Annotated in this window: 13 protein-coding genes and 1 riboswitch; of the genes, 3 read left to right on the forward strand and 10 right to left on the reverse strand. The window is 32.6% G+C overall.

Annotated features, from left to right (window positions below):
• Positions 1-223: 223 nt before the first annotated feature.
• From larE to CLOPA_RS03670, 3 genes are all read left to right on the forward strand, one after another.
• Positions 224-1030, forward strand: coding sequence for an ATP-dependent sacrificial sulfur transferase LarE (larE, locus tag CLOPA_RS03660; protein ID WP_015614125.1), 807 nt, complete (start codon positions 224-226; stop codon positions 1028-1030).
• A gap of 108 nt (positions 1031-1138) precedes the next feature.
• On the forward strand, positions 1139-1885 hold the full coding sequence (larB, locus tag CLOPA_RS03665; RefSeq protein WP_015614126.1) for a nickel pincer cofactor biosynthesis protein LarB: 747 nt from the start codon (positions 1139-1141) through the stop codon (positions 1883-1885).
• A gap of 79 nt (positions 1886-1964) precedes the next feature.
• Complete coding sequence (locus CLOPA_RS03670) at positions 1965-2972, forward strand: HoxN/HupN/NixA family nickel/cobalt transporter (protein WP_041710763.1); 1008 nt, start codon at positions 1965-1967, stop codon at positions 2970-2972.
• 294 nt (positions 2973-3266) lie between these two features.
• On the opposite strand, the gene CLOPA_RS03675 is transcribed toward CLOPA_RS03670, so the two are convergent.
• The 10 genes from CLOPA_RS03675 to CLOPA_RS03720 form a co-directional block, all read right to left on the reverse strand.
• Entirely contained in the window at positions 3267-4103 is an 837-nt protein-coding gene (locus CLOPA_RS03675) for an energy-coupling factor ABC transporter ATP-binding protein (protein WP_015614128.1), read from the reverse strand.
• 125 nt (positions 4104-4228) lie between these two features.
• Positions 4229-4735: a phospholipase D-like domain-containing protein gene (locus CLOPA_RS03680; RefSeq protein ID WP_015614129.1), complete on the reverse strand. Its 507-nt coding sequence runs from the start codon at positions 4733-4735 to the stop codon at positions 4229-4231.
• Positions 4736-5075: 340 nt separating this feature from the next.
• Positions 5076-5318: a hypothetical protein gene (locus tag CLOPA_RS03685; protein WP_015614130.1), complete on the reverse strand. Its 243-nt coding sequence runs from the start codon at positions 5316-5318 to the stop codon at positions 5076-5078.
• Positions 5319-5844: 526 nt separating this feature from the next.
• Entirely contained in the window at positions 5845-7002 is a 1158-nt protein-coding gene (locus CLOPA_RS03690; protein WP_015614131.1) for a glycosyltransferase, read from the reverse strand.
• A gap of 467 nt (positions 7003-7469) precedes the next feature.
• Positions 7470-8246: a cobalt ECF transporter T component CbiQ gene (gene cbiQ / locus CLOPA_RS03695; protein ID WP_015614132.1), complete on the reverse strand. Its 777-nt coding sequence runs from the start codon at positions 8244-8246 to the stop codon at positions 7470-7472.
• Between the two features lie 3 nt (positions 8247-8249).
• Positions 8250-8633 carry a hypothetical protein gene (locus CLOPA_RS03700; RefSeq protein ID WP_015614133.1) on the reverse strand — a complete coding sequence of 128 codons (384 nt, stop codon included), beginning with the start codon at positions 8631-8633 and terminating at the stop codon, positions 8250-8252.
• The gene (locus CLOPA_RS03705) at positions 8614-9309 is read right to left on the reverse strand and encodes an energy-coupling factor ABC transporter permease (protein ID WP_015614134.1); all 696 of its coding nucleotides are present in this window, start codon (positions 9307-9309) and stop codon (positions 8614-8616) included. Before CLOPA_RS03705 ends, CLOPA_RS03700 begins: the two co-directional genes overlap by 20 nt.
• Positions 9310-9486: 177 nt before the next feature.
• Positions 9487-9681: riboswitch (cobalamin riboswitch) on the reverse strand.
• 359 nt (positions 9682-10040) lie between these two features.
• Positions 10041-11171: a glycosyltransferase family 4 protein gene (locus CLOPA_RS03710; protein ID WP_015614135.1), complete on the reverse strand. Its 1131-nt coding sequence runs from the start codon at positions 11169-11171 to the stop codon at positions 10041-10043.
• Between the two features lie 9 nt (positions 11172-11180).
• On the reverse strand, positions 11181-12329 hold the full coding sequence (locus CLOPA_RS03715) for an NAD-dependent epimerase/dehydratase family protein (RefSeq protein WP_015614136.1): 1149 nt from the start codon (positions 12327-12329) through the stop codon (positions 11181-11183).
• A gap of 172 nt (positions 12330-12501) precedes the next feature.
• The gene (locus tag CLOPA_RS03720) at positions 12502-13017 is read right to left on the reverse strand and encodes a DUF2127 domain-containing protein (protein WP_015614137.1); all 516 of its coding nucleotides are present in this window, start codon (positions 13015-13017) and stop codon (positions 12502-12504) included.
• Positions 13018-13304: the final 287 nt, after the last annotated feature.

A 13304-nucleotide genomic window follows, 5' to 3' on the forward strand; every position in this document is an offset into this window, starting at 1 on the left:
ATATCAATGAATCTTACTCAGTGGGAGTTTGTATTCCCACTGAGTTTAGATGAATTATCCAGGGACGTGCCAGTGTTATCTCCACCTTTAGAAGGTGGAGTGTTACAGTGGCTAGTCATCGGATAAACAGTAGATAATAGGTAAATTGTGAATTTGTTGAATCAGTGAAATTGGGACGATTATTGATTTGATATGTATAATACATAGGGATAGAGGTGATACAATGATGAATGATGAAAAGTATATAAATTTGACTAATTATCTAAAAGAGCTGGAAAAGGTAGTTTTGGCTTTTTCCGGTGGAGTGGACAGTACGTTTTTACTTAAAGCAGCTAGAGAAGCTCTTGGTGATAATATGAAAGCGGTAACCATACTTTCACCCTATATTCCCAAATGGGAAGTGGAGGAAGCAAAACAATTAGCTAATGAATTAGGTGTAGATTATGAAATTATAGAAGTACCTATTATAGAAGAAATCGGAAATAATCCTGAAAACAGATGCTATCTTTGTAAAAAGGCAGTATTTAGTATGATCCACAATATTGCTAAAACACAGGGTTACAACTATGTAATTGATGGAACAAATCTTGATGATATGGGAGACTATAGACCAGGATTAAAAGCTCTAAAAGAGCTAAATGTAAAAAGCCCATTACTGGAATGTAAACTTACTAAAGCAGATATAAGAAGTTTCTCCAAGGAGTTAGGGTTAAAAACTTGGGATAAGCCATCGTATGCATGTCTACTAACTAGAATACCTTATGGAGATGAACTCAAAGTAGAAGATTTTGAAAAAATTGAGGAAGCTGAAAAGTATATGATGAAAATAGGCTTCAGGGCAGTCAGGGTAAGATGCCATGGAAATCTGGCCAGGGTAGAGGTTGATAGGAAAGATAGAGCTAGATTATTTGATGAAAAGTTAATGGATGATATCTCTAACAAACTTAAAGAAATTGGATTTAAATACGTAACACTTGATATACAGGGATACAGAGTAGGCAGCCTTAATGAGGCTATCGTAGGGAAATAAATTTGATGCAGAATTATTTAAGATTAATATACTTTGAGAAAGCTTGATAGTGAAAGGAAGGGAGGCAATTTTTAGTGGGAAGTGAAAATTTCTCGCTAAAATTAAACCATGAATAAAGATGATATAAGAAATCTGCTTGAAGCTGTGAAAAATAATAAAGTTGAAATAGAAGAAGCCATGAAAAAAATTGAAGATCTTCCCTTTAAGGATTTGGGTTTTGCTAAGATTGATAATCATAGAGAGATAAGGGTAGGATATCCTGAGGTAATATATTGCGCTGGTAAAACAGTTGAGCAAGTAAAAAGTATCATTGAATTTATGCTTACAAAGGATAATAATATACTGGCTACTAGGGCTAGTGAAAAGATGTACAATTCAGTAAAAGAACTATGTCCGGATGCAAGGTACAATAAGCTTGGCAAAACAATAACCATTAAAAAAAGAGAAGAAAAACTTACTGATAGCTATATTGTCATAGTTTCAGCAGGAACCTCTGATTTGCCAGTGGTGGAAGAAGCAGCGGAAACGGCAATGATATTTGGAAATAGAGTGGAGAAGCTTATAGATGTAGGAGTTGCAGGTATTCACAGATTATTTTCAAAATTAGATATTATAAGAGGAGCAAAGGTTGTTATAGTTGTGGCAGGAATGGAAGGTGCCCTTGCCAGTGTAGTGGGGGGGCTTGTAGACAAACCAGTTATAGCAGTGCCTACCAGTGTTGGATATGGAGCAAACTTTAAAGGACTTTCGGCTCTTTTATCAATGTTAAATAGCTGTGCCAGTGGTGTCAGTGTGGTAAATATAGATAATGGATTTGGTGCTGGTTATAATGCTAGTATTATTAATAAGCTATAAAGTTAGTAGTATTTTAATAAAATTGTTTTATGAGTGTAGATTTTAACCTAATGACATTCTGTGTTTAGGGGGGATTAAAATAAATCTTAAATTGAATAAAAATACTAAATGGATTTATTATGCAATAGTAGTGGCCATACTGCATATAGTCGGTATTGCAATACTAGTAGCTCATGCTGGCAAACATCCTGAAATGATGGGGTTTGGGTTTCTGGTATATACTCTTGGACTTAGACACGCTTTCGATGCAGATCATATAGCTGCCATTGATAATACTATTCGTAAATTGACAGAGCAGAAAGAAGAATCTACAGGTGTTGGATTTTTCTTTTCACTGGGACACTCTTCTGTAGTATTTATCATGGTAATAATAACTACGTTTTCAATGAAGTGGGCTCAAGGAAATATTCCACAAATAAAGGAGATTGGAAGTGTAATTGGTACCTCAGTATCTGGGGGATTTCTTTTACTTATAGGAATATTGAATCTGTATATATGGTTTGATATTTATAAAATTTTTGGGATTACACGTAAGGGTAAATATAATAAAGAACAATTAGACAAGCTTTTGCTGAATAGAGGTTTTATTTCACGTTTTGGAGGACCACTTTATAGATTTATAAATAAAAGCTGGCATGTTTATCCGATGGGTTTTTTATTTGGACTTGGATTTGATACTGCTTCAGAAGTGGCACTTTTGGCCATCTCAGTAAATGCTGCAACTCAAGCTGTTCCAATTGACCTTCTAGTAGCTTTGCCAATTATCTTTGCAGCAGGAATGAGTCTTATGGATACTGCAGACGGAGTATTCATGACTAATGCATATAATTGGGCATTTTCAACACCTTTACGTAAAATATACTATAATTTATCTGTTACTGGAATATCTGTAGTAGCAGCACTGTGTATAGGATTTATTGAATTAACTCAAATATTGGCTCCTAAGCTTGGGCTAAATAGTGGTATCTGGAAATGGATAAGTAATCTTGATTTCGGAAATATTGGGTATTTGCTGGTGGGTTTATTTGTTCTGTCCTGGGGATTGTCCTATTTCATATGGAAGAGATTGGATTTGGAAAGTGCATAAGTATAAATTAGAATTCCCATAATTTGCACCTCAAAGGTGTAAATTATGGGAATTTTTCTCTGGTACGCTTAATTCTTGATTTTACTTAAAAGATCCTTTGAATAAGTCAGAGCATCTTCTATTTTTATTTCAACATCATTACATGATTTTACTCCAAGGGTAATAGGACAACATAAAATTCGCCAATAATTATTGTTAAACTAGTTAGTAGGCTATAAAGGAATTATTAACTAGCTAACTGTTTTTTTTGTCATAATATTGGATATAATTCACTAAATATACCTAAGTTAAATCCTAGGGTATTTTGATGGCTTTTTGAAAAAGTTTTCTAGCCTGTCCAATAGTAAGAGGTAATTCATCTGTTTTTATTAGTCCATCCTTTACGAGAAGCTCCACTAGATGAGCTACTCTAGGCAGGCGAAGATCAATGCTTCGAATAGTTTCTCTATGGATGAATACTTCTTCTGTGGTACCGGATAGGACAACTTCACCTTCACTTAAAAGATATACTTTATCTGCAAGAAGGGGAACTATATCCACATCATGTGTTGCAAATATTAGAGTTATCCCCAAGTCTTTGTTAATAGAGTTTAGCAAGTCTAAAAGATTACTAACACCTTTTGGATCTAGGGCAGAGGTAGGTTCATCCAGTACCATAACTTCAGGTTTCATAGCTAGTACACTGGCAAGGGCTATTCTCTTTTTTTCACCACCGCTTAAATTATGAGGGCTTTTATTTATATAATCAGACATTCCAACAACTTTAAGAGCCCAATTTATAGAGTCTTCCAGCTCTTTTCCTGATATTCTCATGTTCATAAGTCCATAGGCAATCTCCTGCCTTACTGTGGAATTAAATAGCTGATCATCTGAATCTTGAAAAACCATACCTACATTTTTGCGAATGGCAGGTAAATTTTTCTTAGTAGTAGCTAAGCCTCCTATGGTAACTGAACCAGAAGTAGGGGTAAGGAGCCCGTTAAAAAGCTGAAATAGAGTAGATTTTCCAGCACCATTGGGACCAAGAATAGCTACTCTATCGCCTTTGTTAATCTTAAGGTTAACATTTTTTAAAGCTGAGTGACCATCATTATAAGTGTAGGTAACATTAGATACGTTTATAAGTTCCATAGTTTAATTCCTTTCCGATAATAGACTTAAAGTCTGAGCTACTCATTGTAAAATACATAAATTATTTATTTAAGTACCAGAGCAGTTTTCTTAATCTTTGCAACTTTTTATTATATGTATTTTATTTAATAATTTGTGTAGTTTTTATTATCATTCCACATAGTATTAAACTCATTTTCAAAGTTTTGCGCTGTGTTTACATCATTTATTATTACTAAAACCTCATCATTTTCTTTTGAAGAATCTTCAGTATAATTGTAACTTCCAGTAGCAACCTGTGTATTATCTTCAATAGTTAATTTTAGATTCATTAATCCAGAATGCTCATTTATTTTTATTGGTATACCTTTACTTTGTAATTCTTTCAATTCTTTTGATTCACTTTTATTTTTAGATTCAGTTCCATCAGTTATAATTTTTACGTCTACGCCTCTATTTTTTGCATTAATTATAGAATCTACAATACTTTGTTTATTAAGAGAGTAAATAGCAATATCTAACTTAACATCACTAGAATTTATTACCTGAATTAATTGTTGGTCTGGATGCTGATTTTGTCTTGTAAAATAATATTTAACATCAATATTATTACTTCTATTTACTAGTTTTATGGGACTACCTTCACCTCTTATTTTTGTGAATTATCACAGCTTAATAAAGTTATTGATACAATAATTAATAAAACTGTCAATATTTTTTTCATGGAAAACAACTCCTTATGAAAATAATTAAATTTTCTTTTATTGTAAGATTATTTTTTCCTATTTACAACAAATTTTACATATAATTATTTTGGGATTATTCTTACTATTTTTGAAGTGCGAAACAAAAACACCGTAGAATTCTTAATTGAATAATACGATGTTTTATAAAATATTTTATTTTTGTCATTGCTACATCTAGGGGTAATGGGAGCATCCGTGTAACCAAAAGTAAAGTAAAGTAAAAATAAAATATGATGTGCCATGAATACTATTTACTATTTAATTCATTAAACTTATTATTTGCATCTAAAAATACCTTTTTATTAACATAAGAATAATTATTTTGTATTGTATTTATTTTGTCATTATACCAATATTGGTAAATATATATTACATTATTCCATAATGTAATAGCCTGTAGTTGTATTCCATTACAATCTACACTTAAAATTTCTTCCTCTGGCTGTTTATATTTTAAAAATTCTTTCTCTAAAATTTGTTTATGCATCATTATACAGCACCCCTCCAGTTATCTTTTGGGCCCAGTACCAGCAAACGTGTCATGAAGTGCAAAGTGACTTCAATAAATTGGATAAAATAAACGCTTGTATTATTTATTTTAACTAGTAAAGGTATTTACACCTTACAACCTTTATTTTACTGCAAATACCTACATCTCAAATCTAATTTTATGAAGCAAATTACATATAATGGTATCTACTTTTCAGTACATGACACGTATGTTCGTACTATCCATAATACGGAGTACGGGAACGATTCGTGCAAAAAAACAGCCGCAAGACAGTATTTATCATTTCAAATAAGTAAAATAGCCACTTTCAGGCGTTATCAACACAAAAATCTTACCTTTTGCGTTGGCATTATTTAATGTCACAAAACCTACTTATGTAAAATTTGTTTTACAATAAATTCCATATAATTTTCACTTGAAAACATGACAAACTACTATTAATTAGTTACTTTGCCCTTGCTTGTAGATATGCTCCCATTACCCCATCTAATAAGAATGTTTTGAACTATGCTATGCTTTCTAAAATTTCAACCACCTTACTTACCCCGCCAAGTTTTATTAGTTTTTCTCCAGCACTTTTTGAATTTTCAATATGAAATGTTTCATTTTCAAAAGTCTTAACTGTATTTTTAATAATTTGTGATGTAAACTGTTCTGTTTCTAACGAAACCCCTGCTTTTAATTTGACTATTGAAGAAGCATTATATTGTCTTTCAAATACATTACCAGCACATATGATTTGAGGTACCCCAAATATTAAACCTGTCATTATACTATTCTGCCCACCGTGGTTTATATATGCTATTGCTTCTGGCATAAGTTTATTAAAATCGAACCTCCTATCGATTGTAATATTATCTTTCTTGTAGGGATTTACTTGCTCTGTTGCAATATATATTTTGTAATTAGATTTTTCAAATGCTTTAGTAAGCTCATCTATTTCTTTCTTTGGCGAAATTGTACCATTACCCATATATGCTATAATTTTATCCCTATTCAAATCTAAAGACCTTCGTTCAGGTACAGAAAAAGGTCCTGTAAAAACAACACTTTTATCATTTATAGGTTCTAACTCATAGGAACTTGGCACTATTTTTAAATCAGCCCAATTAAATATATCAAGACATGACTCAACGTTAGGAAGATTGTTTTCTTTTAAAAATTCTTTAACTCCTTTACTATATTCAGGATTAGATGCAAAAGAGGTTTGAACTGGGTAGCTATATCCTGTAATCACCTTAATATTTTCTAATTTTGCAGCAACAATCGAAGCAATCCTAAATTCTGAATACACTACATCGGGTCTAAAATCTTGAATTGCTTTTCTAATACAATTGACATCATTTGCGAAATGCTTTTTGTCAATTGCTCCTACAAAATGTAGAACTTCTTCGAAACTATTGACTTTCTTTTTCTTTTGTATCCCACTAAACTGAGCTACCTTAAGCACATTTTTTCCAATGAACATAGGCATTCCTAAAGGTGATGGAACAGGTGCAAAATAATTCTTAACACCTTCTATCCTACGATAATTTACATCCTCAGCTGCACACATCGATACTACATGCTGTCCTTCAAGTAACTTGTTACATAATGCAATTACTCTTGAAAAAGGTCCACTAGTTTCAACCATTGCTGACATGGGTGTAATTAAAATCCTCATTAATATTTGCCTCCTAAATAATAATTTAAATTCACAAAAAAATACGATTTCTAATTAAACCATGTGAAAATTATACCATATTATCCTATATAATCTATTATTACAAATAAAATATGTCAAATATTATTCTTTAAACATCGCATTATTCAATTTTCAAAGTACAATTCCGTCTACCTTATTTAGTTCGCCTAATAATCAATTTCTGAATCAAATTTAATAACATTATTCTATAATTATAGCACAACAACCTGTAAATAAATCTCTTCATACCAATGACTATCAATGAATCTTACTTAGAAGGAGAGTTTGTACTCCGTCTAAGTTTAGATGAATTATCCAGGGCCGTGCCGCTGTTATCTTCACCTTAAGTAGAGAACCTAAATATGTGATTCGGTGTGAATCGCTTTCTCTTTAGAGTGGTAGAGTATTACAGCGGCTAGTCATCGGATAAAAATTACTTATTAAATCTAAATAAAGATATTTATCAGTACCAAAACTACTAATATAATCCCACATAACACTCCATAAATAATATGGGAAAAAGGCACAGCATCAACATAAAAATCACTACTTGTACTATTTTCATCATAACCTCTAGAAAGCATAGCATTATAAATTTTAACACTGCGATCCAGAGATTTAATGAGAACATGACCTGCCACATTTCCAGCATCTTTAGCTCTTGAAAACCAAGAGGTGTTGTCACTCATGCGGCTAACCTGAGCTCTATGCATACTGTGGGCAGTTTCTTCTAATACAAATACATAATGATACATCATAGCAGCTAAATCTATTATGGTGTTTGGCACTTTACAAAGTCTAAGTGTCTCTAGGATCTCTATCATTGGTGTAGTAAAGGAAAGAAGAGAACCTATGGTGACTGCTGTCATAATTCTCAATAAAATTAGAAAGCCTAATTTTAAACCTTCATAATATCCAGGTATATATATTTTGCCAATATGAATAACAAAGATAGCATGAGTCCCATTGGTGAATATAAGGCTTAAAAAGACTAGCCAGGCTATACTAAAGGGCATTAGGAGACGTTTAATTAGGGCTCCAATAGGAATATGTAGAGAGGGGAAGATAGCTAGAGAGGCTATCCAAATCCCTACAACTAAATACCATTTTGTAAGACAAGCAGCCACAATAATAGCACTTAAAAATACAATGGTTTTTACTCTTCCGTCTAGAGCATGGAGAAGGCTATTTTTTTCAGATATATTCTTAAAATCCCCTAACATAGTCTATTCTTCCTGTAAATTGTCATCTTTACGTTTTCCAAAAAGTTTATCCCAGTGATGACCTAGTATTATTCCAGCAAACAAATTGGTAACGGAGAAAGCTCCAACCTGTGCATCTCCCGGCAATTCTATAAGAGGATGATGCTTTTTTGTGGCAAGAGTATTGACTTTATCATCAGTACCACCGGCCTCCATATTATGTTTAGCCATATAAGTGCCTGATATGACTATAAAGGTTAAAATTACGCACATAATTGCAAGTATGGTTTTTGTAAAGGAATCAAACCATTTTATTTCAACAGAAGAGGATTTTTTGTCATTAATCTCTGAAGTTTTTATAGTACTAGGGGTAGAGGATTTTTCAACATTAAGCTTTGATTTCACCATTACGTACCTCCTTTTTAAGAGTTTTTTTCAAAATTCCAGGTAACAAATCGGGACGACGACTTACCATTGCCTTTAGTACAACCGCTGTGAATACAGCTTCAGCTATAGCAAGCGGCAGTTGTGTTGGGCCATATCCCATAAAAAATATCATCCACTGCTTAACTAGGGGAATATTACCATGGAGACTAATTGCAAGTTCAAAGGCACTGGCAAGATAAGTGACAATATCTCCTACAAAACCAGCTGTTCCAGCTGCAAGCCAAAGGGGGATGTTGAATTTTCTTAAAACCTTCCAGCAGAAATAACCTGAGAATCCTCCTGCAATTCCCATGGAAAGGGTGTTGGCACCAATAGTTGTTATACCTCCATGACCTAGGAATATAGCCTGGAAAAAAAGTACAATAGCCGAAATTACCGCCGTTGCAAAAGGGCCTACTAGAATTGCTGCAAGGGCTGTACCGCAGGGGTGAGAGCAGGAACCTGTTACTGGCACGGGTAAGTGCATGCAGGATATAATGAATACTCCCACTCCAATCATGGCAAGAAAAGGCTTGTAGTATAAGTTTTCATCAGCTCTTCTCTTAATTTCTCGAACTCCAGGCAGTATAAATGCTGCACTGACAGCATACATGGGTACCCAGGCTGCTGGGGATAAAATGCCGTCTTCGATATGCATTAAAAAAACCTCCATATTAATAATAAATTTAAATTAATATTTGTAATGGAAATAAATCTCTAGAAAAATGTAAGTGAACGCTAAAAAGCCTTTTAGTCTGACGGCTAAAAGGCATAGATATCCTATGTAATTATATAAAAGATAATCCAGTCACCTCTCCATCTTCCGTAGAGCTTATTTGGCGAAGAATTACAGGCAGGTCTTCTGACTCAAGCATCATCACCCTTATAACCTTTCCAGTTTCCCAGTGGTATATCTATAAGGATTCCTCTATTACAGCGGCGGGACCGTGAAGGAATTTAACCTTTCTTCCCTTTTAGGCATATGAAAATAAATAGTAAGTCAAAGATGCAACGTAAATTTTAAATGATACAAGGAAACAGGTGACCAAGATAGTTGAGCTATCTGAGGGTTCTGTTGACGTAGTAGGATTCAAAATAGACTAGCATACTGACTAGTTATTTATTTGAATGTGCCTTAAACTAAAGTATTAAACTGATAAAGGTTATTGTATGTTTAATTTATATTTAGAGTAAATATGAAATAGCACTAGGATGATTTAGTTTATGTAAAAGCCCATGCTAATTAATACTTTGAAAATATAATAGACAATACAGAAACAAGAATTTACACTTTAGTAACCTATAATTAATAATATTAATTTTGCTTTAAGTATACAATAGTTTAAAAGGCAAAGCAACCTTCGCCACAAGCAGCAATCAGTATGTATCTTATATACAATTGAAGTTGTGTATGTAAACAGTTTTATAATAAAAATCCAATAACTGCTGTGATGCTTTATCCCAGCTAATTTGTTCCGCTTCTCGCCGAGCATTCTTTTTCATAGTTTGTAACAGTTCCTTGTCATCTAATAACTTTACTGCATTTTCCATGCTTTTTAAATCTTCATTTTGAAAGATTAATCCATTTTCCATATGTTTAACCTGTTCCAGTGTTGGTCCACTTTCAGCAGCAATTACAGGCAGTCCAGAAGACATAGCCTCCAATATAACAAGTCCGAGTGTCTCAGTAACTGATGGAAAGATAAAAGCATCTGCAGAGGCATAAGCCTTGGATAGTTCCTCTCCATGCAAAAAACCTGTAAATACCGTATGAGTACCTTGAAATTCCTTCTCAAGTTTCTCGCGCTCTGGTCCATCACCTATAATTGCTAATGAAATATCATCTCTTGCTTTAAGAAGTGGTTTTATTTTGTGAATCTCCTTTTCAGCTGCTAATCTTCCTACAAAAATCAGCAAATGCTTATCATTATTACCATGCAGAAGGCGACTTCTCATATCAGCATCATAAAATCGCGGATGTCTATTAATAGTATCTACGCCTCGCTTTAAAACGTGCAAATTTGGAATATTATGAGCTTCCAGTTCTTCTTTTATACTATTTGAAGTACATAGATTTATCAAGGACTGCTTGTGTTGATGTAAAATATATGCCCATAGTAAGGACTCTGCCAGACCGTGAAAATTATAATATCTCAAATACTTTGGAATATTCGTATGGTATGACGCAATAAGAGGAATACCTAATTTTTTTGCATATTTAACTCCAGATGCAGCCAATAACAATGGATTGACTGCGTGGACTACATCAGGTTTAAAATTTTCCAGGATCTTTTTTACATTAGCTGATGGAAGTGAAAAACCTCTTGATTTATAAAATGGCAAGTTAATACTTCTTATTCCTGCTATTTTTGCATCTAAATAATTCACTTTTCCTAGATCAGGAGCAATAACTAAAATGTCATGCCCCTGTTGTTTCATATACCTTATGGCATTGATGAGTCTAGTTACTATCCCATCAGTTGAAGGCAAAAATGTCTCCGTAACAATGGCTATTCTCATAGTAAATTCTTACCTCCAGGTTGCCTTTGGAAGTATATTTTCTATTATAGCTCGATCCTTGTTTTCGATAGCTACTTTCAGGACTTCCTTTAATACTTCATTAGTTAGCAAATGAGGTTTTAGCCCTAGGTCAATCAGATTTGTATTTACAGCATGAAAATAATGCTCTTCTAATTCTACCCTTGGATTTTTAATATGCTGAATATTAACTTTTAAGCCTAATTCTTCTCCAACTTCTTTCGTTTTTTCTGCTAAATTCAATACAGAAAAATACTCGGTAAATTGGTTAAAAACCCTAAACTCTCCCTTCTTAGCAGGGTTATTAACAGCTATTTCGATGCACCTTACTGTATCTTCGATATTTAGAAATGCTCTCGTTTGTCCTCCTTTACCATATACAGTCAAATCATAGCCAATTGCTGCTTGAATTAGAAATCGATTTAAGGCTGTCCCATAAACTCCATCGTAATCAAATCTATTATTTAAAATGGGATCAATCGTGGTCTCCTCAGTACGTAAGCCATATACTATCCCTTGATTTAAATCAGTAGCACGTATATTCCAGATTTTACATGCAAACATGATATTATTACTATCATGAACCTTTGATAGATGGTAGAATGATCCTGGCTGCTTGGGATATGGCAATCTATCCTTACGGCCTTTGTGTTCAATTTCAATAAAACCTTCTTCTATATCAATATTTGGATTTCCATATTCACCCATAGTTCCTAGTTTAATTAGATGACAGTCAGGAGCAAATTCCTTAATTGCATAGAGCACGTTTAGATTTCCTAATACATTATTAGATTGAGTATAAATTGCATGTTCTCTATCTATCATAGAATAAGGTGCAGAACGTTGCTCTGCAAAATGAATGAAGGCCTCTGGATTAACTTGACGAAATACCTCACTTAAAAAATCATAGTGATTTAAATCACCTATGTAGATTTTAATTTCCTTGCCCGTAAGTTCTTTCCATTTTTCTACTCTTTCTTCTAAGGAGGCTATTGGTGTTAAAGAGTTAGAACCTAATTCTTTATCGATCTTCCTTCTCACTAAATTGTCTACAATAGCTACATCATGTCCTTGCTTTGAAAGATAGAGTGCTGTTGGCCAGCCACAAAATCCATCTCCCCCTGCTACAATTATATTCATAACTTAACTTCCTCCATTTATATTATTTATGTTTACCATAGATATGCTTTGTTCAATAGTGATATTACTTATAAAATTAATCATTTTATCGCTACCTTCTTATTCTCTATTATATCTCAAGAAGATTAAAATTACATTAAAGTTATGTTGATATAGTAGCCTTGTAATATACTTATTCATAAACTTCATTCTTAATATTGTTGTATTCTATAAGTGTTAATATTATCATTACAATATCAAAAATCGTTAATCCAATAAGCCATAGGGAATGCCTAATTGTATAATGATATATTTGATATATAATAAATAGAGCTAAAGAAAATATAGTAAGTGGATAGGCGAACATCTTTTTCTTCCATAACAAAATAACCAGAACTAATTTTATCACCCCATGAGAGATCAAATAAAAGACAGCAAAATGTTGAACACTTAAATTAAATCCTAAACTTGATTTTACAATAAAGTTTGCAATGGTATCTCTTGGATTTTTTGATAATTCATGCTGCGTTAATAAAACAACTATTCTACTTAATCTATGTGGATTTAAGAATATCAGTAAGATTCCACCTGTAATTTGTAGTATTGAATCAATTCCTTTTAATAATATTCCGATTTCAAAACTTTTATGGAATATATCATTTTTTTTATTAATTTTCTTACTTTCTAATAGCTCATCGTTAAGCATCATTATTTATTCTCCTCAATATTATATTTAACTTTAGTCTTAATATATTACTTATTTGATATTCATGTTTTACCAAGAATTCATTAAAATATCATTAAATTGTCATTAAAATTTTGGTAACATTGAAATATACTTTTTTATGTAGCAGGCTTTCTTTTACTTTAATTTATTAATTCTTTTCATCTAAAATAATGGATTGAAAAGAATAGTATGATATAATTTCTCCATGAATTAAGTAAGCCCTGTAAAATATTACGATATAATAAATATTTTTCGTACAAGTTACTTTA

The organism is Clostridium pasteurianum BC1 (assembly GCF_000389635.1).
Lineage (GTDB): Bacteria > Bacillota > Clostridia > Clostridiales > Clostridiaceae > Clostridium_I > Clostridium_I pasteurianum_A.

Coding starts and splice junctions, on each gene's coding strand:
- larE (WP_015614125.1), top strand. CDS start 224: ATGATGAATGATGAAAAGTATATAAATTTGACTAATTATCTAAAAGAG.
- CLOPA_RS03715 (WP_015614136.1), bottom strand. CDS start 12,329: ATGAATATAATTGTAGCAGGGGGAGATGGATTTTGTGGCTGGCCAACA.
- CLOPA_RS03720 (WP_015614137.1), bottom strand. CDS start 13,017: ATGATGCTTAACGATGAGCTATTAGAAAGTAAGAAAATTAATAAAAAA.
- CLOPA_RS03685 (WP_015614130.1), bottom strand. CDS start 5,318: ATGATGCATAAACAAATTTTAGAGAAAGAATTTTTAAAATATAAACAG.
- CLOPA_RS03700 (WP_015614133.1), bottom strand. CDS start 8,633: ATGGTGAAATCAAAGCTTAATGTTGAAAAATCCTCTACCCCTAGTACT.
- CLOPA_RS03710 (WP_015614135.1), bottom strand. CDS start 11,171: ATGAGAATAGCCATTGTTACGGAGACATTTTTGCCTTCAACTGATGGG.
- CLOPA_RS03690 (WP_015614131.1), bottom strand. CDS start 7,002: ATGAGGATTTTAATTACACCCATGTCAGCAATGGTTGAAACTAGTGGA.
- CLOPA_RS03705 (WP_015614134.1), bottom strand. CDS start 9,309: ATGCATATCGAAGACGGCATTTTATCCCCAGCAGCCTGGGTACCCATG.
- CLOPA_RS03675 (WP_015614128.1), bottom strand. CDS start 4,103: ATGGAACTTATAAACGTATCTAATGTTACCTACACTTATAATGATGGT.
- cbiQ (WP_015614132.1), bottom strand. CDS start 8,246: ATGTTAGGGGATTTTAAGAATATATCTGAAAAAAATAGCCTTCTCCAT.
- larB (WP_015614126.1), top strand. CDS start 1,139: ATGAATAAAGATGATATAAGAAATCTGCTTGAAGCTGTGAAAAATAAT.